Origin of the sequence: Streptomyces sp. NPDC059455 (assembly GCF_042750115.1) — a bacterium.
Lineage (GTDB): Bacteria > Actinomycetota > Actinomycetes > Streptomycetales > Streptomycetaceae > Streptomyces > Streptomyces endocoffeicus.
Genome location: NZ_JBHYVB010000130.1, coordinates 12,512 through 34,055, shown reverse-complemented (window position 1 = coordinate 34,055; position 21,544 = coordinate 12,512). Strand labels below are relative to the sequence as shown.

Genomic DNA, 21,544 nt, shown 5'->3' with positions numbered 1-21,544 from the left:
GTCCGGGCCCGCCGCGGGCGGACCGCCCTGGCCGCGCTGCGCGAGCGGGTGCCCTCGGCCGCCGCCGCGCATGTGGTGAACAACGGCGCGGCGGCGCTGGTCCTGATGGCGACCGCGCTCGCCGCCGGGAAGGAGATCGTCATCAGCCGGGGCGAGATGGTGGAGATCGGGGACGGCTTCCGCCTGCCGGACCTGCTGGTGTCCACCGGAGCCAGGCTGCGCGAGGTGGGAACGACCAACCGCACGTCCGTCGCCGACTACGCCGCCGCGATCGGCCCGGAGACGGCCTTCGTGCTGAAGGTGCACCCCTCCAACTTCCGTGTCACGGGATTCACCCGCGCCGCCGGGACCGGGGAACTCGCCGCTCTCGGCGCTCCGGTGGTCGTCGACATCGGCTCCGGGCTGCTCGCGCCCCACCCTCTGCTGCCGGATGAGCCCGACGCCGAGACCCGGCTCCGGGCCGGAGCGTCGCTGGTCACCGCGAGCGGCGACAAGCTGCTCGGCGGACCGCAGTGCGGACTGCTGCTCGGTAAGGAGGAGCTGGTGCGGACCGTGTCCCGGCATCCGCTCGCCCGTGCGCTGCGTGTGGACAAGCTGACGCTGGCCGCGTTGGAGGCGACGCTGACCGGGCCCGAGACCCCGACCGCCGCGGCACTGGCCGCCGACCCGGTGGGGCTCCTCCACCGCGCCGAGCGGCTCGCCTCCGCCCTGGGCGCCGACGGCATCGATGTGCGGGCCGTCGAGAGCGCCGCGTCGGTGGGCGGTGGCGGCGCCCCGGGGGTGGCGCTGCCCAGCGCCGCGCTGTCGCTGCCCGAGCGGTACGCCGCGGCCCTGCGGACCGGCCCGGTCCCCGTGGTGGGGCGGCTGGAGGCGGGCCGGTGCCTGCTCGATCTGCGGGCGGTGCCGCGGGAGGACGACGAGCGGCTGGCCGATGCCGTGCGGTCGGTCGGCGATCCGGCCGCCATGGATCCGGCCACGGAGAGGTAGGGCCATGCGGGTACTGGCCACCGCCGGGCATGTCGACCACGGTAAGTCGGCGCTGGTACGGGCGCTGACCGGGATGGAGCCCGACCGTTTCGAGGAGGAGCGGCGCCGCGGCCTGACCCTCGACCTCGGGTTCGTCTGGACCCGCCTGGACCGGGACGGAAGCGCGAATGGAGACTCGGCGGACGGAAGCCCGGACGGAGACGACGACCCTGGCGGCGAGCACATCGCCTTCGTGGACGTACCCGGACACGAGCGCTTCGTCGCCACCATGCTGGCCGGTGTCGGGCCCGTGCCCGCCGTCCTGTTCGTGGTGGCCGCGGACCAGGGCTGGCAGCCGCAGTCGCAGGAGCACCTGGAGATCCTGGACGCGCTCGGGGTGCGGCACGCCGTGCTCGCGGTGAGCCGAGGTGACCTGGCGGATCCCGAGCCCGTGCGGGCGGACGCCGTCGAGCGCATCGCGGCCACCTCCCTCGGCACCGTGCCGTCCGTGGCGGTGAGTGCGGTGACCGGCGCGGGGCTGGCCGAACTGCGCCGGGAACTGACCCGGTTGGGCCGCTCGCTGCCCGTTCCGCCCGCCGGTGCGGACGTACGGCTGTGGCTGGACCGCGCCTTCACCGTGCGCGGCCAGGGCACGGTCGTCACCGGCACCCTGGGGGCGGGCACCCTGCGCGCCGGTGACCGGCTGGTGGCGGGGGACGGCAGGACCGCGCTGCGGGTGCGCGGGCTGCAGTGTCTGCGGGAGGACCGGTCCGCGGTCAGCGGGGTGGCGCGGGTGGCGGTCAATGTGCACGGCGCGCCCGACGGCGTGCTGGGCCGGGGCCAGGTGCTGCTGACGCCGGACCGCTGGCTGCTCACCGGCCTGATCGACGTCCGGGTCCGCGGAGCGCCGGCCCGCGAGCTGCCCCGGACGGTCACCCTGCACATCGGCACCGCCGCCGTGCCGGTGACCGTCCGCCCGCTGGGCGAGGACACGGCCAGGCTGACCCTGCCCAGGGAGCTGCCGCTGCGGGTGGGCGACCGGGCGGTCCTGCGGGAACCGGGCGGGCGGCGCCCGCCGTGCGGGATGACCGTCCTGGACGTACGGCCGCCCCGGCTGACCCGGCGAGGCGCGGCCCGGACGAGGGCGGCCGAGCTGGCGGACATGACCGGCGCGCCCGACGGCGTGGCGGAACTGCGGCGGCGCGGGCTGGTCCGCCGCTCGGAGCTGGCGGCCATGGGTCTGCCCGCCCCCACCGCGCCGGTCGCCGGGGACTGGCTGGCCGACGCGGCCCGCTGGGCGGCGCTGCGGGACCGCCTGGAGGCCGAGGTCGAACGCCATGCGGCGCGCCACCCGCTGGAGCCCGGTCTGCCCCCGGAGGCGGCCCGCCGCCTGCTCGGCCTGCCCGACCGGTCCCTGGTCGACGCCCTCGCCGAGACCTCGGAGAAGGTGCACAGCCGTCAGGGGCGGCTGTACGGCGGCGCGGACGCCCGGCCCACCCTGCCGCCACCCGTCCAGGCGGCCGTGGACGACGTGCGGCGAGACCTGCTGCGGGCACCGTTCCGTGCCCCCGAGGCCGACCGGCTGACCGAACTGGGGCTGACGCGCAGGACGGTGGCCGCCGCCGTCGCGGCGGGCGCGCTGCTGCGGGTCGGCGACGGCATCCTGCTGCTTCCGGGCGCGGACGCACGGGCCGCGGCCGTGCTCCGCGGCCTTCCGCAGCCGTTCACGCTCAGCCAGGCGCGCCGGGCCCTCGACACGACACGCCGGGTGGCCGTACCGCTGCTGGAGTACCTCGATACCCAGGGGCTCACCGAACGCGTGGACGACCAGCACCGGCGCTGCCGCGCCGGTACGGAGAGCGAAGGCGGAGGCGGACGGGAATCGAACCCGCCTGCCCGAGATCCTCGGGCACCTCGGTTTTGAAGACCGGGAGGGCCACCAGGCACCCACACGCCTCCCTCGCCGCTCAAGGCTACCCGCCGCCGACCACCATCGACCGAGAGGACCGGCATGACCACGACCCGCGAAACGCCCGTACGGCTCACACAGTTCGCCCACGGCGGTGGCTGCGCCTGCAAGATTCCGCCCGGCGAACTGGAGGACGTGCTCAGCGGACTGGCCGGGCCGACGACGGCCGCGAGCGACAGCCCGCTGCTCGTCGGGCTGGCCACCGGCGACGACGCCGCGGTGGTCACCCTGCCCGCCCCGGCCGGGGGCCCGGCCCAGGCGGTGGTGTCCACCGCGGACTTCTTCACACCCGTCGTGGACGACCCGTACGACTGGGGGCGCGTCGCCGCGGCCAACGCCCTGTCGGACGTGTACGCGATGGGCGGCCGCCCCGTGCTCGCCGTCAACCTCCTGGCCTGGCCGCGCGATGTGCTGCCGTTCGACCTGGCCCGCGAGGTGCTGCGCGGCGGGCTCGACATCGCCGCCGAGGCGGGCTGCCACGTGGGCGGCGGGCACAGCGTGGACGATCCCGAGCCCAAGTACGGCATGGCCGTCACCGGCCTCGCCGATCCTGCCCGCCTGCTGCGCAACGACGCCGGCCGGCCGGGCAGGCCGCTGTCGCTGACCAAGCCCCTCGGCCTGGGGGTGCTGAACAACCGCCACAAGGCCACCGGCGAACGGTTCGAGCAGGCGGTGGCCACGATGGTGGCACTCAACCGGGACGCGTCGGCCGCGGCCCTGGAGGCCGGTGCCACCTGCGCCACCGACATCACCGGCTTCGGCCTCCTCGGCCATCTGCACAAGCTGGCGCGGGCCTCGGATGTGACCGCGGTGGTCGACACCGCCGCCGTGCCGTACCTCGACGGGGCGCGGGAGGCGGTCCGGGACGGGTACGTCAGCGGCGGCACCCGGCGGAACCTGGAGTGGGTGGCGCCGTTCACCGACTTCGGGGACACCGACCCCGCCACCAGGCTGCTGCTGGCCGACGCCCAGACCTCCGGTGGGCTGCTCGTGGCGGGCGAGGTGCCCGGAGCGCCGGTGGTGGGAGAACTGGTCCCGAAGGGGGAGCACTCCCTCGTCCTCAGGTGAGACCGCCCTCAGGTGAGACGTCCTCAAGTGAGACCGTCCTCTGCTGTGACCGTCCTCAGGCGAACCCCGGGGTGGCTCAGAGTTCCGTGCCGGTGCGTTCGTCGATGCCCGCCCGCGTCCGGTAGGCCCGCACCAGCTCCACGGCGGCCGGGCCCCTCGGCCGTCGGCCCGGCCGGATGTCGACGGCGAACGCCTTCGTCTCCTGGATGTGGGTGTTGGGGTCGAGGGACATGTGCAGCAGCTCGTTCGCCGCGTCCCCCGTGCTGTAGCCGTTCGGCCCCCAGTGGTAGGGCAGGCCGACCTGGTGCAGGGTGCGTCCGTGCACGGTCAGCGGCGGTACGCGGTCGGTGACCAGGACCCGCGCCTCGATCACCCCGCGGGCGCTGACGACCGTCGCCCAGCCGGTGTGCTCGAGGCCGCGTTCGGCGGCGAGTTCGGGGGAGACCTCGCAGAAGAACTCCGGCTGCAGCTCCGCCAGATAGGGCTGCCAGCGGGACATGCCGCCCGCGGTGTGGTGTTCGGTGAGCCGGTAGGTGGTGGCGACGAACGGGAACACCTCCGAGCCGGGCTCGCCGCCGCCCGGCTGGTACCGGTTGTCCGGGCGTGACGGCATCAGGTGCCGTACCGGATTGCGCCATTGGCCGTACAGCAGGTTGGGGAAGGGCGAGTCCTGCGGCTCGTAGTGGGTGGGCAAGGGGCCGTCGGTGAGGCCCGACGGCACGTACAGCCACGCCTTGCCGTCGGCCTGCATGATGAAGGGGTCGGTGCCCGACAGCGCCGCCCCGGCCGTCGCGTCCGGCGGCGGCCGGTAGGAGGGGGACTTGCCGGGGGCGAAGTCGGGAACGTCATGGCCGGACCACCGGGCCCGCTCCTCGTCCCACCACACCAGGGCCTTGCGTTCGCTCCACGGCCTGCCGTCCGGGTCGGCCGAGGCCCGGTTGTAGAGGATGCGGCGGTTGGCGGGCCAGGCCCAGCCCCACTCGGCCGCCACCCAGTTCTGCCGGGTGCCGGGCGTGCGGCGGGCGGCCTGGTTGACGCCGTCGGCGTGGACGCCGCAGTAGATCCAGCAGCCGCAGGACGTGGAGCCGTCCCCGGCCAGCTGCTCATAGGACGAGAGCGGGTGGCCCTCGGCGTCGTGGCCGTTGATCTCGGCGAGGACCGCCTCCGCCTCCGGTTCCGCGTACTCGCCCCTGGTGGGGTAGTCCCAGGTCAGATCGAGTACCGGCCGGTCCATCGGATCGGCCGACCCGGCCAGCTTCGCCCGGATCCGCCGGCCCAGGTGGTACATGAACCACAGATCGCTGCGCGCCTCGCCGGGCGGTTCGACGGCCTGGTGGTGCCACTGCAGCAGCCGCTGGGTGTTGGTGAAGCTGCCGTCCTTCTCGGTGTGGGCGGCGGCCGGCAGGAAGAACACCTCGGTGCCGATGTCCTCGGTGCGCAGCTCACCCGTCTCGATCTCCGGGCCGTCCTGCCACCAGGTGGCCGACTCGATGAGGGAGAAGTCCCGGACGACGAGCCAGTCCAGGTTGGCCATGCCCAGGCGCTGCATCTTGGTGTTGGCCGAGCCCACGGCGGGGTTCTCGCCCATCAGGAAGTAGCCCTTGCAGACTCCGTCCAGCTGGGCCATGACCGTCTCGTAGGTGGAGTGGGAGCCGGTCAGCCGCGGCAGGTAGTCGAAGCAGAAGTCGTTCTCGGGCCGCGCGGCCTCGCCCCAGTATGCCTTGAGCAGGCTGACCAGATAGGCCCGCATATTGCCCCAGTAGCCCTTGCGGGCCGCTTCGACCTCCACAAAGGTGTCGAGGTCCTGCATCTGGTGGGCGTGCGGCATCGGGATGTAGCCGGGCAGCAGGTTGAACAGGGTGGGGATGTCCGTCGAGCCCTGGATGGAGGCGTGCCCCCGCAGGGCCAGGATGCCGCCACCGGGCCGGCCGATATTGCCGAGCAGGCTCTGCAGGACGGAGGCCGCGCGGATGTACTGCACGCCCACCGTGTGCTGGGTCCAGCCGACCGCGTAGGCGACGGCGGTGGTGCGGTCGCGCCCGGAGTTCTCCGTGACGAGCTCGCACACCTGGCGGAAGAGGTCCTGCGGAACGCCGCAGATCTTCTCCACCATCTCGGGCGTGTAGCGGGCGTAGTGCCGCTTGAGGACCTGGAAGACGCAGCGCGGATGGCTGAGCGTCTCGTCCCGCTCGGGCTCGCCCTCGCCGACCTCGGCGCCACCCGCGCCGTGCGCCTCACCGCGCGCGGCCTCGGTCACCGACCGTCCGCCGCCGGTGCGCCTGTCGTACTCCGCGTCGCGCTCACCGGCGGCCGACTGCACCTCCATGCCCTCGTACTGCCAGCTGCCGTTGTCGTAGGCGCGGGTTCCGGGGTCGAGGCCGGAGAAGACGCCGTCGAGGTCCTCGGTGTCCCGGAAGTCCTCGCGCAGCACGACGGGGCCGTTGGTGTACGCCACGACGTACTCGCGGAAGTACGCGTCGTTCCGCAGGACATGGTTGATGATCCCGCCGAGGAAGGCGATGTCCGAGCCCGCGCGCAGCGGAACGTGCAGATCGGCGAGCGCGCTGGTGCGGGTGAAGCGCGGGTCGATGTGGATCACCTTCGCGCCACGGGCCTTGGCCTCCATCACCCACTGGAACCCGACCGGATGGCACTCGGCCATGTTCGAGCCCTGGATGACGATGCAGTCGGAGTTCTGCAGGTCCTGCTGGAAGGTGGTCGCGCCGCCGCGGCCGAACGAGGTTCCCAGACCGGGAACGGTGGAGGAGTGTCAAACCCGCGCCTGGTTCTCGATCTGCACGGCTCCCAGGGCGGTGAACAACTTCTTGATCAGGTAGTTCTCCTCATTGTCGAGGGTGGCCCCGCCCAGGCTGGCGAAGCCGAGGGTGCGCCGGGTGCGGGCCCCGTCCACCTCCCACTGCCAGCCCGCCCGGCGCGCCTCGATCACCCGGTCGGCGATCATGTCCATGGCCGTGTCGAGGTCCAGGCGCTCCCACTCGGTGCCGTGCGGGCGCCGGTGGAGGACATGGTGCTCGCGGGCGCCGCCGGTGGTGAGCTGAAGGCTGGCCGAGCCCTTGGGGCACAGCCGGCCGCGGGAGACGGGGGAGTCGGGGTCGCCCTCGATCTGGGTGACGCGGTCGTCCTCCACATAGACGTTCTGGCCGCACCCCACCGCGCAGTACGGGCAGATCGACTTCACCACCCGGTCCGCCGAGGCGGTCCGGGCAGTGGGCCGCGCACCGGCGCTCGTGGCGGCGGCCCCGCGGCCCAGCGGGTCCGTCCCCGTGAGCTGGCGGTAGACCGGCCAGGAGGCGATCCATGTGCGTACGCCCATGTCATCCGCCCTTCCACGCACTTGCGGTGGCGCTCGGCACCTTGCCGGGTACCCGGTTTCGTTCTCCCCTACCCGGGCATTCCTACCGGCGGTGTATCCGCTCGCGGACCGTTCGGCCTGCCCGTAATGTCCACTTGGTCTCGGTCTGGATAGTACGACGGGAGTGATCGGATGGCGATCGGGAACGGTGATCCCCATGGCCGCTGACGGCCGCCCGGGCGTCCTCGTCTTCGACGTCAACGAGACACTCACCGACATGACCCCGCTCGCCGCGCGCATGGCGGACATCGGTCTGCCCGGCCAGCTGCTGCCGGTGTGGTTCGCCGGTGTGCTGCGCGACGGCATCGCCCTGTCCCTCGCGGGCGGCCGGGCGACGTTCGCCGAGGTCGCCGGGGACGTACTGCGCACCCTCCTGGCCCGCCACGGGCCCGGGGGAGCGGACCCGGCGGCGGCCGTGGACCACGTGCTCGCCGGCCTGCCGGAGCTGCCCGTCCACCCGGATGTCCCCGAGGGCGTACGGGCGCTGCACGCGGCCGGACACCGTCTGGTCACCCTGACGAACGGCTCGGCGGACACCACGCGTGCGGTAGTGGACCGGGCCGGGTGCGCGGACTGCTTCGAGGCCCACCTGGATGTCCAGGGCGCCGGCGGCCAGTGGAAGCCCGCTCCCGCCGCGTACGCGTACGCGCTGCGCGCGGTGGACGTGCCGGCCGGCGCGGCGACGATGGTGGCAGTGCACCCGTGGGACATCGACGGCGCCGCCCGGGCCGGTCTCGCCACCGTCTGGTTGCGGCGCACGCCGGTGCCCTACCCGTCGGCGGCGCGGCCCGCCGACCGGCAGGCGACCGGGGTGGCGGATCTGGCCCGGCGCCTGGGAACCACCCCGCCCGGCTGACCCGCGAAAAGGCGTTGCCCGCGCCGAGGCCGTCACCAGGCTGGTGATTACGTGTGCTCGACTTCACGGCCGCGGGTGAAGCCAGCGCGGTGCCGCGGAGGCCGGCCGCCGAGCGGACGAGCGACGCGACCGCCAGGGAGCGACTGTTCGGCGGCCATGCGATCACCGTGGTGACTTCCGGCGCGTCGACGACGGGTACCGCGACGTGTTCTGGCCACTGCCAGGCACGGCTGGAGGCGGGAATGACCAGCAGCGTTTTGCCGAGCGCCACGAGCTGAGCGAGCTGCGACTGCGTGTGCACCTCCGGTCCGGGCCCGTCCGGGTAGGACCCGTCGAGCTGGGGCCATCGGGCGATCGGCAGGTCCGGCACGTTGTGGACATCCGCCAGCGTGAGCTGATCGCGTGACGCGAGCGGATGCCCCGCGGGAAGGATCGCGACCTGGCTTTCGACGCAGAGGCTTTCCGTGTCGAACCCGGCGAGGTCGTCGAACGGGCGATGCATGAGTGCCACGTCGGCGTGCCCGTCGCGGAGCAGCCGTGCCTGCTCGCCGACCTCGCACAGGAGGAGCTCGATCGGTGCCGCACCGGGTTCGCTCGCAAGCGCGTCGAGGAGCCGTCGCAGCAGGCCGTGGGATGCCCCGGCCTTCGTCGCGAGTACCAGCGGCCGCTTCGGATCCCCGGCACGCCGCGTCCGGCGCGCGGCGGCCCCGACCGCGTCGAGGGCCACTCCGGCCTCCCGGAGCAGCACCTGGCCGGCATCGGTGATCAGGTGGTTCATCGGCCGGTTCCTTACGCGAGGGGGGTGGCGGCGGAGGTGCCCGCGGCGAAGGGGGCCAGGCCCACGGTTTCGGTGGGGGGTCCGCCGCGGGCGAGCGCGAGGGCCGCGGCGCGGTCGGCGGGCGAGGGTCCGGGATACCTCACGGGCACCCGGTGCACCAGACGCCGCCAGACCCCGGCGGCCAGCAGCGGCGGCAGCGGACAGGTGGCCCAGCCCCACAGGGCCATGAGGACGAACCGGACCGGCGCCCCGAGGCGGGGAGCGGCGAGCCCGTGCCGCGCCAGCCGGGCACCGGCGAGCAGGCTGATCGCGCAGGCTCCCATCGTGATCCAGTAGGGCGGCGACAGCTCCCGGGGCGGTACGCCGAACCGCGTGAGCCGACCGGTGACCACCGTCGCCACCGCCGCGTACAGCAGCACCCCGGCCACCCAGGCGAACGCTTCGGCCGACCGGGCGCGGCCGGGTGTCAGCGCCGCCACCGCCAGGACGGCGGACTGGACCCCCACCACGGTCAGGAACCAGGTCCCCTCCGCGCGCCGCACCATCCCGCCCCAGCCGAGCCGGTGCGCCATGAGCGCCACACACCCCAGCAGGAGAACGGCGGCTGGTATGGCCGGCGTCGGCAGGGCGGACGCGGCCGCCCGCGCCGGCCCCGGGGCCAGCCGCACGGCGAGCACATCGGAGCCCGCGACGAAGGTGAAGAATCCGAACAGCCGTGCCGGATCCCGCAGGTCGGCGGCCACCTTACGCGGATACCGCACCACCCGCCACACCAGCTTTGCCAGCAGCCCGCCGTAGAGCACCACGGCCACGGCCAGCAGGGCCTCCGACAGCCGTCGCGCGCCTACCGCCGCGAGTCCCTGGGACACGATTCCGGTCGCCATCGCTGGGGCGAAGGCACTGGGCGGCAGGTGACGCGCCCGCACCCCGTTCATCGTTCGCGGCACGCCCAGCAGGCTGCCACTCCATCGGCGTCCGGGTGCGGAGGGCGAGATGGGCGGAACGGCGGCGGGGAGTTCGTTGGCCACCGGCTCCCCAAGAAGCTCCCGGGTCCCGCTTGGTACGCGCTTGAACCAGCGCAGACCGTTCCGATGGCCGAGGGGTCCCGGGCCGACCGTGGGAAAGGGGCCACCGTGGCGTGAAGACCCATCCCGAACACCTGTGGCTGGCCCCGGACCCTGTCTGAACGCCTGGTCACGACGGACTACGGCTTTCCGGGGGCGTGCTGGAGACGGACCTCGGGCATGCCGCGGCAGCGGGTCCGGCGGACGCCGGTGACGTCGGGGGCCCGGTTGATCGTCCCCTCGATGCCCGGCCCTCGATGCCCGGCTGACCCTTGTCGCGGGGCGATGGCACACTGGCCGTCGATCCGCCGAAGGAGCCCGCCGTGTCGATGATCAGCAACCTTCGTCATGCGGTGCGCCGGACACCCCGGCGCACCGTTGACCTCAGCCATCCCGCCCGGTCGCCGCTCGGCAGCTCGGTGGTGAACTGCGTGGTCTATCGCGACGGTGTGCGGCAGCACGGCAACTGTCCAGCCGAGGAGGCACTGCGACGGGCCCGCAAGTCCGGCGGTGGCTTCGTCTGGATCGGGCTGCACGAACCGACCCAGGAGGAATTCGCCGGACTCGCCGAACTCTTCGGGCTGCATCCCCTGGCGGTCGAGGACACCGTCCAAGCGCATCAGCGGCCCAAGGTGGAGCAGTACGACGACACGCTGTTCGCCGTCTTCAAGACCGTTCGGTATGTCGAGCACCCGGAGCTCACCGCCACCAGCGAAGTGGTGGACACCGGCGAGATCATGGTCTTCACCGGGCCCGACTTCGTGATCACCATCAGGCACGGGCGGCACGGCTCGCTGGGGCCCGTGCGCGAAGCTCTGGAGGACACACCCGAGCAGCTGGCCAAGGGGCCCACCGCGGTGCTGCATGCCATAGCCGATCATGTGGTCGACGACTACCTTGCCGTCGCCGACAACGTGCAGTACGACATCGACGCCGTGGAGTCCGCCGTCTTCACCGAGGACGTCGGCTACCGCGACGCGGGCCGGATCTACCAGCTCAAGCGTGAACTGCTGGAACTCAAGCGGGCCGTCGCGCCGCTGGACCGGCCGCTCCAGCGGCTCGCCGCCCAGTCCATGCCGCTCATCGCATCCGATATCCGGGCGTACTTCCGCGACGTCGCCGACAACCTGGAGCGGATCACCGAACAGATCACCTCTTTTGACGCGCTGCTCGACTCCATCCTCCAGGCTCATCTCGCTCAGGTGACCGTCGCCCAGAACGAGGACATGCGCAAGATCACCGCATGGGCGGCGATCATCGCCGTTCCCACCATGGTCTGCGGGATATACGGCATGAACTTCGACCATATGCCCGAGCTGCGCTGGACGTACGGCTATCCCATGGCCATGGGGGTCATCGCCGTCGCCTGCTTCCTCATCCACCGGGGCTTCCGCCGCAACGGCTGGCTCTGACCCGCCCGAGGGCCGGGAGGCTGAACGGCCCCCACAGGCGCGGTCGGCGAGGTCGAGGAGCGAGCGGGTCCCGGAGCTCACGGCCTCAGGATGATCTTCTGACCACGCATTCGGCGGCCGCGTCCCACCCCAGCAAAGCGTGATCGGTGGACTGGCCATCTCCCGAGAGGGCCTTGTTCAACCATTCCACGGCAACGGCACGAAGGTTGGCCAGCGGGAGGTACACGGAGGTAAGCGGGGGAGTGACGAACTCGCTCTCCACGAAGTTGTCCGCCCCGACGACGGCAAGGTCGTCCGGAGCGGACCAACCCAGGTCTGCCATGGCGCCGAGTACGGCGATTCCCATGCGGTCGTCCGCGGTCGCCACGCCCGTAGTGCCGCGCAAGGACTCGAGCGACGACAACGCTTCGGCGATGGCGTGGCGGTCCAAGGGCAGTGACAGGGCCAGTGGTGCGCGCAGTCCCTGCCGGACGCACTCCTCCTGCGCGCCGCGAAGACGCACCTGGGCGATCGGCAGTCGTGGGGACTTGTCCGGAAGCACGTACACAATCCTGGTGGGGCCGCGCTGTGCGAGATGCCGGATCTGCGTCCTGCCGATCTCCGCTTCCCCGGGCCGTTTCGGTTCGAGGTCCTCGTCCTCGGCCGTGTTGAGGCCGATGACATGCTGCGCGCCGGCCCCCCGCAGACTCTGCCGCATGGCGGCGGTCGTGAAGGAGAGGGCCGCGACGGCGAACGGCTGCAGCGTCCGCACGACACCGAGCAGGTCCTCCTCCGAGACGAGCGAATAGGTGAGCGCGGTGAGGCCGCATGAGGCCACCGCATCCAGAAGGGGCTCGAGACTCCGGGCGTTGGTGTGGCCGACATTCAGCGTGTCGATCACGATCAGAACCACACGCGAATGTCCGCGCCGCAAGGTGCCGGCCGCCGCGTTGGGGACATAGCCCAACTGCTCCGCGGCGCGCAGGACCCGGTCGGTCGTGGCCGCGGAGATCTTCTGTCCGGGACTCTTGTTCAGCACATAGCTGACGGTCGCCGAGGAGACGCCGCTGAGCCGGGCCACGTCACCTGCCGTGGGGCGCCGGGATTGCCGAGGCATGACCTTCCTTCGAGATCGCGGGGTACGCGAGATCGCGGGGCACGCCGCACCCCCGCTCCAGCCTATCGTCCGCTCAGTGTCAGCCGAGGATGGTGTGGCCGGCGGGATGCGCCGTGGTGGTTCCGTCGGCCGCCCGGAAGGTGAACGGCACGGGACTGTCGACTTCGCACGTGGTGTCGGTGACGCGCACGTGCAGCAGGCCGTATGGCGTGGGAGCGGCGCCGCTCATGTGGGCGGTCACTCCGAACGCGGGTTGGATCCGGGCCGAGACAAAGCCCGCTTCCGCGGGCTCGATGCCGAGGAGATAGGTCACGATGTCGCGTGTGGGGGTGGAGCTCCAGCCATGGGCGGGAGTGCCCCAGCCCCAGCATTCCCCGAAGGTGTCGTATCCGTCGGTGAGGAACCGGCTCCAGTCGCGCAGCGCACGGGTCAGTTCCGCCGTGCGGCCGCACAGCGCCAGCGCGTCATGGACCATGTAGCTGGCGAAGGGTTCCGCCCGCACCACCTCGTGCCGCGGGTCCCAGGTCACGGCCTGCACACCGCGTATTTGATCGGCGATCCAGTCGGCCACGGCGTTCCAGCGGGAAGACGGGGCGAGACCGGACACGATCGCGGTCGCTCCGGCCAGTTGGGAGGCCGGCGACTGACGGATGCCGTCCACGAGATGGTCGACGTAGGTTTCCCGCTCGGGGTCCCAGAACACCTCGAACCCGGCCCGTGCCTCCTCCCACAGCCCCCGCGCCCAGTCGGCGTTGCCCACGTTGCCGTACGCGGCGCTGAGGTCGGCGAACTCACGCAGCGCTCTGGCCCACATCGACGCCAGGATCGAACTGGTGCCCCTCAGGAACACAGCCGACCAGTCGACCAGGTTCCATTCCGGTACGTGTTCGAGCACGCCCCGCTCATCGAGGTACGGCAGGTACCAGCGCAGCACGCGCTCCACGGACGGCAGCAGTTCGCGTACCGGAGCCGACGGGCCCTCATACCGGTACAGGGTGTGGACGCCGTGCACCCAGCTCAATGCCCAGTCCGGAATGGTGAGACCGTCGCGGTACTCGGTCTCGCCCGCGACGCTTCGCGGCAGCAGACCGTCCGAGCGGGGCGAGCCGGCCAGTTGCGGATACCAACGTGCCATGGACCAGTCGGTGGACGTGGTGAGGTGGACGAACTGGTGCACCACACCGTCCCCCACCCACGCCCGCTGCTCCCGGGTCGGGCAGTCGATGTAGCACACGGATCTCGCCGACGACGATGTCGCCGGGGACCGGGGAGGTGATCAGCAGCCGCACATAGCGCAGGCCGTTGACTTCCATGGCCTCGAACGCGTCGTCGCCGCCGCGGGCGATGTATCGCGCACCGGTGATGTTGGAGATGTGGCCCGCCGCGGAGGGGTCGACGGGCTTCTCCTGGTAGAGGATGTCGACCCGGGTGCCACGCGGAGCGGTGAGGGAGAAGCTGACCAGGCCGCAGACGACTCGCCCGAAGTCGGCGATGACCAGGCGCGCCGTGCCCGATGTGGCGCGGAATCGGACCGGGGCGGACGTCCGGGTGCGTGGCAGGTCCCTGTGCCGTGCGCAGTAGTGGGCGACCTGGGCGACGGGATGGTCGAGCTCCGCCGCGTAGACGGCTTCCTCGTCGCACCAGTACGCCTCTGCCGTGAGCAAGGTTTCTTCCAGCGCCCCGATCGGACGGGGAAGCAACGCTCCGTACGGGGCGGTCGGCGGCTGTGATCGAGCCGTCGCGCCTATGTGCCCGGCGTGGGCGACGCGGGCGGGTGTCCAGCCCTCGCCGTCGTGCCACGCCGGCCAGTCCACCGGCAGTTCCCGGGCGTCGACGACTTCGACGGGGACGCCATGGAAGCCGTACGGGGGTGCGGCTCAGGGGCCGGCCAGGCGCTTGACGCTCCAGGCGCCGTCACTGATCAGCCACGTGCCACCGAGGTCCGCTTCGAAGACCAGGACCGCGTGACCACCGAGTGCGGCGCCCGGGGGAGCGGGCTGCCAGAAGGCGTTGGGATCACCGTAATAGGTGATGAGCACGCTGATGGTGTTGGTGCCCGGATGGAGATACGGGGCGAGATCGTAGTCGTCGTAGCGCATACGGCGGGGTTGGGACCGGACGGGGCCCTGGCCCACCCGCTCGCCGTTGGCGAAGAGGACGTAGCGGGAATCGGCGGTCAGCCGTGCGGGTATCCGCATGGGCAGCGACTCCACCTCGCACGTGGTCCGAAACAGGTAGCGGACCAGCCCGTTCTTGATGCTTGATGCTTGATGCTTGATGCCGGCAGGCCGCGGCTGCCCCGCTCCGCCACATCGTCGGGATGGCCGATCCAGTGGCCGAGCCAGCCGGGGGTGTGCCACGGCGCTGCGGGGCGGTGGGGCGGTGCGGTGGCAGGCACAGGTGTTGACATGGGAATGGTGCCTTCTCCTACGGAGAGTCGGTGCGAGGCTTGGTCAGCTGCCGTCGACCCGGGTGGTCGCGACCGGGTCGGCCGCCGGGGTGGCGGAACGGTCCGAAGCACCCGTCTGGATCTTGGGCAGGCGGTCGAGGACGGCTCCGATGCCGGTGGCGATGGCGACGATGGCGGCCAGCGCGGCGAACATGACGCGGGGGCCGGCGCTCAGCAGCGTCGGCGTCCACAGGGCGACCGCCGCGGCCACCACACGGGCGAACGCGATGACCGTGCCCCGCGCCGTCGCCCGCAGCAGTGTGGGGAAGACCTCCTGCGACCACACTTTGAAGATGCCTTCGAAGGCGAGGGCGGAGCCGACCGCGCCGGTGAAGCTCGCCAGCGCGAGGGTCCATACGTGAACGCCGAGTGCGGCGGGGGCGGCCGTGGACAGGACGAAGGAGATCGCACCCAGTGCGTACCAGCGCATCCGGTTCCGCCCGTCGACGATCTTCATGAACAGCATCGCCAGGGGAATGCTGACGAAGAGCGTCGCCAGTCCGATGGCCGAGGCGATCCGCACGGTGCCGCCCGCGACCTCGACGTACAGATACGTGCCGAACTGCCCCTTGGTGTTGGCCGCCAGGTTCGTCAGCGCGTAGAACAGGGCCAGGCCGGTCAGGGCTTTGAGGTGGGGCTTCGTCAGCAGCCGGCGGGTCGCGGACAGTTCGACCGGGCTTCCGGACCCGGTGTCGGCCTTGCGCCGCTGATCGATCCACCAACGCCGACCCGGTGGACACGATCGCCGCCGCGTCCAGGTAAGAGGCCATACCGGCCACACCCGATCGGAACCACAGTGTTCTCGGGATCGGTGGCTTCTGAGCATTCATCTTGTCTCGTCTTCCTTGACGGGACCGCCGAGCCCGGCCGGATCTACTGAATGGTTTCAGTAACTCGGGAAGATAAGTACACCCCGATGCTCGAGTCAATGGGTCGCACACAAGGCCTGCCAGGGAGCTCAGTCCAGGGGAGGGGGTGGTGGGGCGCCGGCTCTCCCCCGACTTCCCTCCGCTGTGGCGCCTCGATTACCTAATCGAATAAGTGACGCCCGGTCGGATAGCCTGGGCACATGTTGACCGAAGTCACCGCGATCCGGTACGTCACGCCCTTGCGTGAGGGCGGATCGCTGCCGGGCATCGTCGAGGCCGACGATCTGGGCACCTATGTCATGAAGTTCACCGGCGCCGGGCAGGGCCGCAAGACCCTCGTCGCCGAGGTCGTCTGCGGTCAGCTGGGCCGTCGGCTGGGGCTGCGGGTGCCGGATCTGGTGCGGATCCAGCTGGATCCGGTGATCGGTCTGAGTGAACCGGACCAGGAGGTGCAGGAGCTGCTCAAGGCCAGTGGCGGGCTCAACCTCGGCATGGACTACCTCCCCGGGTCACTCGGCTTCGATCCGCTCGCCTTCGAGGTGGGCGCGGAGGAGGCCGGGCGGGTCGTGTGGTTCGACGCGCTCATCGGCAATGTGGACCGCTCCTGGCGCAACCCCAACCTGCTCGTCTGGCACGGGCGGATGTGGCTCATCGACCATGGCGCCACGATGATCTGGCACCACGGCTGGCGCGGGCTGGACAAGGCCGCCACCAAGCCGTACGACGCCTCCGACCACGTCCTCGCTCCGTTCGCGCCGGACATCGCCGCGGCCGGCCGGGCCCTGGCGCCGCGGATCACCGAGGAGCTGCTCACCGAGGTGGTGGCGGACGTCCCCGACGAATGGCTGACCGACGAGCCGGGCTTCGACGGCCCGGACGCGGTGCGCCGCGCCTATGTCGAGGTGCTGCTGGAGCGGGCGGCCACGGTGGGGCAGCGGATCACGCTCGGGGAGCGCGCCGGTGAGGGGCCGTCCAGGGCCCCCGAGTGGCTGCGGGTGTGGGTCGACGGAAAGGCGTCGCGGTGAGCGGGTTCCACAACGGCCGGGATGTCTTCGAATACGCCGTACTGCGGGTCGTCCCCCGGGTCGAGCGGGGTGAGCAGATCAACGCGGGCGTGGTCGTCTACTGCCGCGCCACCTCCTTCGTGGCGGCCCGGATCCATCTGGACGAGGACCGGCTGCGCGCCCTGGACCCCTCGGCGGACGTGCCCGCGGTACGGGCCGCGCTGCGCGCGGTCGAGTGCGTCTGCGGTGGGGGAGAACGGGCCGGTCAGGCGGCCGGGGAGGACGCGGGGCGGCGCTTCCGCTGGCTTGTGGCGCCGCGCTCCACGGTGGTCCAGCCGGGGCCGGTGCACACGGGTCTGACGGCGGACGCGGAGGCGGAGGTCGAGCGGTTGCTCGACCTGCTGGTGCGGTGACGCATCGGCGCAAAGCGCGCGGAGGTGAGCGAGCCCATAAGGATGGTCGTTGACAGGCGGTGGCGGGCCTCATAGCGTCTCGTGCGCAGGAGAGACTAAGCGGTTGCTCACTCCCGGGACCGGGGCGGTGAGCCGCCATCGATGCGAGGGAGAGCCCGCATATGTCCACCACCGAGCAGCGCGTTGCCATCGTGACGGGCGCGGCCCGCGGTATCGGCGCGGCGACCGCCGTGCGCCTGGCCGAGGAGGGCCGCGTCGTCGCCGTGCTCGACCTCGACGAGGGGGCCTGTGCGGCCACCGTGGAGAAGATCACCGAGGCGGGCGGCAAGGCCATCGCCGTGGGCTGCGATGTGTCGGACGCCGAGCAGGTCGAGGCCGCCGTCGCGCGGGTCGCCGAGGAGCTCGGCGCGCCGACGATCCTCGTCAACAACGCGGGTGTGCTCCGCGACAATCTGCTGTTCAAGATGACCGAGTCCGACTGGGACACCGTGCTGAACGTGCATCTGCGGGGCGCGTTCCTGATGTCGCGCGCCTGCCAGAAGCACATGGTGGACGCGGGCTTCGGCCGGATCGTCAACCTCTCCAGCAGCTCGGCGCTGGGCAACCGCGGCCAGGCCAACTACGCCGCGGCCAAGGCCGGAATGCAGGGCTTCACCAAGACCCTCGCCATCGAGCTCGGCAAGTTCGGCGTCACCGCCAACGCCGTGGCGCCCGGTTTCATCGCCACCGACATGACCGCCGCGACCGCCGAGCGCGTCGGCATGGGCTTCGAGGACTTCCAGAAGGCGGCCGCGAGCCAGATCCCGGTGCAGCGCGTCGGAGAGCCCGCCGACATCGCCAACGCGATCGCCTTCTTCACCGGGGATGCGGCCGGTTTCGTCTCCGGCCAGGTCATGTACGTGGCCGGCGGCCCGCTCAACTGATCAGGAGTCACGCACCACATGACCGCGCAGATACAGGACAGCGGCAAGGCCGCGCTCATCACCGGGGCGAGCCGGGGGATCGGCTACGCCATCGCCGAGGCGATGGTGGCCCGTGGCGACAAGGTGTGCGTCACCGGGCGCAACGAGGAGGCGCTCAAGGAGGCCGTGGAGCGGCTCGGGGCCGACCGCGCCGTCTATGTCGCCGGGAAGGCCCATGACCAGGCACACCAGGCGGCCGCCGTCGAGCGGACGATGGAGGCGTTCGGCCGGGTCGACCACCTGGTGAACAACGCGGGCACCAACCCGGTCTACTCGCCCATAGCCGATCTCGACCTCGATGTGATCCGTAAGGTCTTCGAGACCAATGTCGTCTCGGCACTGGGCTTCGCCCAGCGGACCTGGAAGGCCTGGCAGCAGGAGAACGGCGGCACGATCGTCAACATCGCCTCGCTCGCCGGGATGTCGTCCTCGCCGTTCATCGCGGCGTACGGCGTCAGCAAGGCCGCCATGATCAACCTCACGGTGCAGCTCGCCCAGGAGTTCGCCCCGCGGGTGCGGGTCAACGCCATCTCCCCGGCGGTGGTGAAGACCAAGTTCGCCACCGCCCTGTACGAGGGGCGGGAGGAGGAGGCCGCCGCGGCCTATCCGCTGAAGCGGCTCGGCGTGCCCGAGGACATCGGGGGCGCGGCCGCGTTCCTCACCTCCGACCAGTCGGCGTGGGTCACCGGCCAGACGCTCGTGGTGGACGGTGGCATCCTCCTGGGCGCCGGGCTCGGCTGACCGGCGCCCGGTCCGGCCCCGCGCCGCTGAAGTGGCCCGGGCGCGTGTGAGGCGTTGTCAGTGGCCGCCGGTAGGTTCTGTGTCCGTAAGACGGAAACACCGACCGGAGGTTGAAGACGTGCCCTATGTGCTGCCCGAGTCCTGGCGCGGGGTCCTCGGCGAGGAGCTGGAGAAGCCCTATTTCAAGGAGCTCACCGAGTTCGTCGAGGAGGAGCGGGCCAAGGGGCCGGTGTACCCGCCGCGCGAGGAGGTGTTCGCCGCCCTGGAGGCCACGCCGTTCGACCAGGTGAAGGTGCTCGTCCTCGGGCAGGACCCGTACCACGGCGAGGGCCAGGGCCACGGTCTGTGCTTCTCGGTGCGGCCGGGCGTCAAAACCCCGCCGTCGCTGCGGAACATCTTCAAGGAGATGAAGGAGGAGCTCGGCCACCCGGTGCCCGACAACGGCTATCTGATGCCCTGGGCCGAGCAGGGTGTGCTGCTGCTCAACGCGGTGCTGACGGTCCGGGGCGGCGAGGCCAACTCCCACAAGAGCAAGGGGTGGGAGAAGTTCACCGACGCGGTGATCCGCGCGGTGGCCTCGCGCCCCGATCCGGCCGTCTTCGTGCTCTGGGGAAACTACGCCCAGAAGAAGCTGCCGCTGATCGACGCGTCGCGGCACGCGGTGGTGAAGGGGGCGCACCCGTCCCCGCTGTCCGCGAAGAAGTTCTTCGGGTCGCGCCCCTTCACCCAGATCGACGAGGCGGTCAAGGCCCAGGGCCACACCCCGATCGACTGGCGGATCCCGGACCTCGGCGCCTGACCGGGGCTAGAGCGTGTAGTCGAAGCCGTAGGGGATCTCGGACTCCCCCTGGACGGCGGAGAAGGTGCCCGATCCGGTGAGCCCGGTCAGCTCGCCGGTGCCGGATCCGGGCACCACCTCGAAGGCGCAGCGGACGGTCGCGTCCTCGCCCCAGCTGGCGTGCTGCACCACGACGAAGCTGCCCGCGCGTCCGTCGAGGGTGCCGGTCAGCAGCTCGTAGCCGCAGCAGACGCCGGTCTTGTCGGGCAGATAGGTGATGGCGTACTGGCAGCTGGTCCGCGGTGCCTCGATACCGCCCGAGAAGGCGTTGGTGACCACGGCGCGGGCCAGCTTGGCACCGCCTTCGGCGCCCTCGGTGCCCTCGGTCTCCTCGAGGGCCGTCTCCTGCCAGTCGGCGTAGGTGAAGTGGCCGGTGGTGTGCGTGGTCATGGTGGGTCCTTTCGGGGGCCGGGATCGGCTGCGGACGCCACTTTGGCCGCCGTACCTGACATCTTATTTAAGGTAAGGCCGCCACAATGGACCGCATGCGCGCCGACCGCCTTCTCTCACTGCTCCTGCTGCTGCAGAACCGGGGCCGGATGACCGCGCCCGAGCTCGCCGCCGAGCTGGAGGTCTCGGTGCGCACCGTCTACCGCGATGTGGAGGCGCTGGGCGCCTCCGGGGTGCCGGTCTACGCCGACCGGGGCCCGGCCGGGGGCTTTCGGCTGCTCGACGGCTACCGCACCCGGCTGACCGGGCTCACCGGCGACGAGGCCGACTCGCTCTTCCTCGCCGGGATGCCGGGCCCGGCCGCCGAACTGGGCCTGGGCGCCGACCTCACCACGGCCCAGCTCAAGCTGCGGGCGGCGCTCCCGGCCGAGCTGGGGGAGCGGTCCCGGCGGATCCAGGAGCGCTTCCACCTCGACGCGCCGGGCTGGTTCCGGGACGCCGAGCCGGTGCCCCATCTGGCGGCGGCCGCCGGGGCCGTATGGGAGCGGCGCGTCCTGCGGGTGCGCTACCGCCGCTGGCGCGGCGAGGTGCGGCGCGAGCTGTGCCCGCTGGGCCTCGTCCTCAAGGGCGGCATCTGGTACCTGGTGGCGAGGGTCGAGGATTCCGTGCGCAGCTACCGGGTGTCGCGGATCCTCGACGCCGAGGTGCTGGAGGAGGTCTTCGAGCGGCCCGCCGGATTCGACCTCGCCGCTTCCTGGGCGGAGTCGTCCCGCCGGCTGGAGTCCCTGCGCTTCCAGGGCGAGGCCGAGCTCCTGCTCTCCGAGCGCGGGGTGAAGCTGCTCCCGATGCAGTTCGGGGCGGTGGGCGCGGAGGCGGTGGCCGCGGCGGGCCCGCCCGACGACGAGGGGCGACGGCGTGTCGTCCTCCCCGTGGAGTCGCTGCCGGTCGCGGTCCACGACATGCTGCGCCTGGGCACCGACGCCGAGGTGCTGGGCCCGCCCGAGCTGCGGTCGGCCGTCGCCAGCGCCGTCGCCGAACTGGCCCGCCGCTACGGCGCGCCCGACGACACCCCTAAGGCCCCGCCGCGCCACGACACGCCGAGCGGCGCGGGCGCGAGCGGCTAGGGTCTGTCGTCAAAGGGGGCGCCCGCCCGTGAGCAGGGGGCACCTCCCAGCGGTAGCTGGGGGAGTCTGGTGCGGTCGATCGCAAGGCGGAGCGTCGCCCTCGTACTGGGCGTACTCGGGTGATGCGACAACGCGGCGAGCGGCTGTGCCAGGCGTCGGGAGCAGAGTGCCC

17 protein-coding genes, 1 tRNA gene and 2 pseudogenes are annotated in these 21,544 nt (G+C 71.9%); 11 read left to right on the top strand and 9 right to left on the bottom strand.

All coding sequences use genetic code 11. From position 1 onward, the window contains the following. Together selA and ACFXB5_RS35330 are read left to right on the top strand one after the other, a co-directional pair. A partial coding sequence (gene selA, locus ACFXB5_RS35335; RefSeq protein ID WP_385215844.1) for an L-seryl-tRNA(Sec) selenium transferase occupies nucleotides 1-987 on the top strand: 987 nt, incomplete at its 5' end. After that, nucleotides 932-2,791 (top strand): annotated as a pseudogene (locus tag ACFXB5_RS35330) (SelB C-terminal domain-containing protein); the annotation flags it as partial. The gene selA and the pseudogene ACFXB5_RS35330, both read left to right, overlap by 56 nt. Before the next feature lie 41 nt (nucleotides 2,792-2,832). Here the strand turns inward: ACFXB5_RS35330 and ACFXB5_RS35325 are convergent. Further along, nucleotides 2,833-2,925 (bottom strand) — tRNA-Sec (locus ACFXB5_RS35325). Nucleotides 2,926-2,977: 52 nt separating this feature from the next. Here ACFXB5_RS35325 and selD point away from each other — a divergent pair. Next, the gene (selD, locus tag ACFXB5_RS35320) at nucleotides 2,978-4,003 is read left to right on the top strand and encodes a selenide, water dikinase SelD (RefSeq protein ID WP_385215841.1); all 1,026 of its coding nucleotides are present in this window, start codon (nucleotides 2,978-2,980) and stop codon (nucleotides 4,001-4,003) included. 76 nt (nucleotides 4,004-4,079) lie between these two features. Here selD and fdh read toward each other — a convergent pair whose 3' ends face one another. Beyond that, entirely contained in the window at nucleotides 4,080-7,337 is a 3,258-nt protein-coding gene (gene fdh / locus ACFXB5_RS35315) for a formate dehydrogenase (protein WP_385215839.1), read from the bottom strand. Nucleotides 7,338-7,533: 196 nt separating this feature from the next. Between fdh and ACFXB5_RS35310 the strand changes: the two genes are divergently transcribed. Then, the gene (locus tag ACFXB5_RS35310; RefSeq protein ID WP_385215836.1) at nucleotides 7,534-8,232 is read left to right on the top strand and encodes a haloacid dehalogenase type II; all 699 of its coding nucleotides are present in this window, start codon (nucleotides 7,534-7,536) and stop codon (nucleotides 8,230-8,232) included. A 94-nt stretch (nucleotides 8,233-8,326) separates the two neighbouring features. Here the strand turns inward: ACFXB5_RS35310 and ACFXB5_RS35305 are convergent. Together ACFXB5_RS35305 and ACFXB5_RS35300 are read right to left on the bottom strand one after the other, a co-directional pair. Further along, nucleotides 8,327-8,998: pseudogene (locus ACFXB5_RS35305) on the bottom strand (LysR substrate-binding domain-containing protein); the annotation flags it as partial. Between the two features lie 23 nt (nucleotides 8,999-9,021). Then, a complete protein-coding gene (locus ACFXB5_RS35300) occupies nucleotides 9,022-10,038 on the bottom strand; it encodes a tellurite resistance/C4-dicarboxylate transporter family protein (RefSeq protein WP_385215834.1) in 1,017 nt (338 codons plus the stop codon). A gap of 365 nt (nucleotides 10,039-10,403) precedes the next feature. Here ACFXB5_RS35300 and corA point away from each other — a divergent pair, with 365 nt between their 5' ends. After that, complete coding sequence (gene corA / locus ACFXB5_RS35295; protein WP_385215831.1) at nucleotides 10,404-11,486, top strand: magnesium/cobalt transporter CorA; 1,083 nt, start codon at nucleotides 10,404-10,406, stop codon at nucleotides 11,484-11,486. Between the two features lie 85 nt (nucleotides 11,487-11,571). Here the strand turns inward: corA and ACFXB5_RS35290 are convergent, their stop codons facing one another. The 4 genes from ACFXB5_RS35290 to ACFXB5_RS35275 all read right to left on the bottom strand — a co-directional run bounded on the left by ACFXB5_RS35290 (nucleotide 11,572) and on the right by ACFXB5_RS35275 (nucleotide 15,812). Next, nucleotides 11,572-12,582, bottom strand: a complete 1,011-nt coding sequence (locus tag ACFXB5_RS35290) for a LacI family DNA-binding transcriptional regulator (protein ID WP_385215828.1) — start codon at nucleotides 12,580-12,582, stop codon at nucleotides 11,572-11,574. Between the two features lie 79 nt (nucleotides 12,583-12,661). Beyond that, on the bottom strand, nucleotides 12,662-13,759 hold the full coding sequence (locus tag ACFXB5_RS35285; protein WP_385215826.1) for a hypothetical protein: 1,098 nt from the start codon (nucleotides 13,757-13,759) through the stop codon (nucleotides 12,662-12,664). Between the two features lie 700 nt (nucleotides 13,760-14,459). Further along, a complete protein-coding gene (locus ACFXB5_RS35280) occupies nucleotides 14,460-14,780 on the bottom strand; it encodes a hypothetical protein (protein ID WP_385215823.1) in 321 nt (106 codons plus the stop codon). Between the two features lie 255 nt (nucleotides 14,781-15,035). Further along, nucleotides 15,036-15,812: a hypothetical protein gene (locus ACFXB5_RS35275; RefSeq protein WP_385215820.1), complete on the bottom strand. Its 777-nt coding sequence runs from the start codon at nucleotides 15,810-15,812 to the stop codon at nucleotides 15,036-15,038. Nucleotides 15,813-16,100: 288 nt separating this feature from the next. On the opposite strand from ACFXB5_RS35275, the gene ACFXB5_RS35270 reads away from it, so the two are divergent. From ACFXB5_RS35270 to ung, 5 genes are all read left to right on the top strand, one after another. Then, on the top strand, nucleotides 16,101-16,925 hold the full coding sequence (locus ACFXB5_RS35270) for a HipA family kinase (protein WP_385215817.1): 825 nt from the start codon (nucleotides 16,101-16,103) through the stop codon (nucleotides 16,923-16,925). Further along, nucleotides 16,922-17,317 carry a DUF3037 domain-containing protein gene (locus ACFXB5_RS35265; RefSeq protein WP_044579410.1) on the top strand — a complete coding sequence of 132 codons (396 nt, stop codon included), beginning with the start codon at nucleotides 16,922-16,924 and terminating at the stop codon, nucleotides 17,315-17,317. Before ACFXB5_RS35270 ends, ACFXB5_RS35265 begins: the two co-directional genes overlap by 4 nt. A 161-nt stretch (nucleotides 17,318-17,478) precedes the next feature. Continuing rightward, nucleotides 17,479-18,240, top strand: coding sequence for a 3-oxoacyl-ACP reductase FabG (gene fabG, locus ACFXB5_RS35260; RefSeq protein WP_385215814.1), 762 nt, complete (start codon nucleotides 17,479-17,481; stop codon nucleotides 18,238-18,240). Between the two features lie 18 nt (nucleotides 18,241-18,258). After that, a complete protein-coding gene (locus ACFXB5_RS35255; protein WP_385215812.1) occupies nucleotides 18,259-19,020 on the top strand; it encodes an SDR family oxidoreductase in 762 nt (253 codons plus the stop codon). A gap of 118 nt (nucleotides 19,021-19,138) precedes the next feature. After that, entirely contained in the window at nucleotides 19,139-19,819 is a 681-nt protein-coding gene (gene ung / locus ACFXB5_RS35250) for a uracil-DNA glycosylase (protein WP_137976633.1), read from the top strand. Between the two features lie 6 nt (nucleotides 19,820-19,825). Here ung and ACFXB5_RS35245 read toward each other — a convergent pair whose 3' ends face one another. Then, the gene (locus ACFXB5_RS35245; RefSeq protein WP_385215809.1) at nucleotides 19,826-20,248 is read right to left on the bottom strand and encodes a DUF3224 domain-containing protein; all 423 of its coding nucleotides are present in this window, start codon (nucleotides 20,246-20,248) and stop codon (nucleotides 19,826-19,828) included. A gap of 86 nt (nucleotides 20,249-20,334) precedes the next feature. Here ACFXB5_RS35245 and ACFXB5_RS35240 point away from each other — a divergent pair, with 86 nt between their 5' ends. After that, nucleotides 20,335-21,372, top strand: a complete 1,038-nt coding sequence (locus tag ACFXB5_RS35240) for a helix-turn-helix transcriptional regulator (protein ID WP_385215808.1) — start codon at nucleotides 20,335-20,337, stop codon at nucleotides 21,370-21,372. The last annotated feature ends 172 nt before the right edge of the window (nucleotides 21,373-21,544 follow it).

What these genes read in the sequence shown, in the direction of transcription:
- selD (WP_385215841.1), top strand. Translation starts at nt 2,978, where the DNA reads ATGACCACGACCCGCGAAACGCCCGTACGGCTCACACAGTTCGCCCAC.
- ACFXB5_RS35310 (WP_385215836.1), top strand. Translation starts at nt 7,534, where the DNA reads ATGGCCGCTGACGGCCGCCCGGGCGTCCTCGTCTTCGACGTCAACGAG.
- corA (WP_385215831.1), top strand. Translation starts at nt 10,404, where the DNA reads ATGATCAGCAACCTTCGTCATGCGGTGCGCCGGACACCCCGGCGCACC.
- ACFXB5_RS35290 (WP_385215828.1), bottom strand. Translation starts at nt 12,582, where the DNA reads ATGCCTCGGCAATCCCGGCGCCCCACGGCAGGTGACGTGGCCCGGCTC.
- ACFXB5_RS35280 (WP_385215823.1), bottom strand. Translation starts at nt 14,780, where the DNA reads ATGCGGATACCCGCACGGCTGACCGCCGATTCCCGCTACGTCCTCTTC.
- ACFXB5_RS35270 (WP_385215817.1), top strand. Translation starts at nt 16,101, where the DNA reads ATGTTGACCGAAGTCACCGCGATCCGGTACGTCACGCCCTTGCGTGAG.
- fabG (WP_385215814.1), top strand. Translation starts at nt 17,479, where the DNA reads ATGTCCACCACCGAGCAGCGCGTTGCCATCGTGACGGGCGCGGCCCGC.
- ACFXB5_RS35255 (WP_385215812.1), top strand. Translation starts at nt 18,259, where the DNA reads ATGACCGCGCAGATACAGGACAGCGGCAAGGCCGCGCTCATCACCGGG.
- ACFXB5_RS35245 (WP_385215809.1), bottom strand. Translation starts at nt 20,248, where the DNA reads ATGACCACGCACACCACCGGCCACTTCACCTACGCCGACTGGCAGGAG.
- ACFXB5_RS35240 (WP_385215808.1), top strand. Translation starts at nt 20,335, where the DNA reads ATGGACCGCATGCGCGCCGACCGCCTTCTCTCACTGCTCCTGCTGCTG.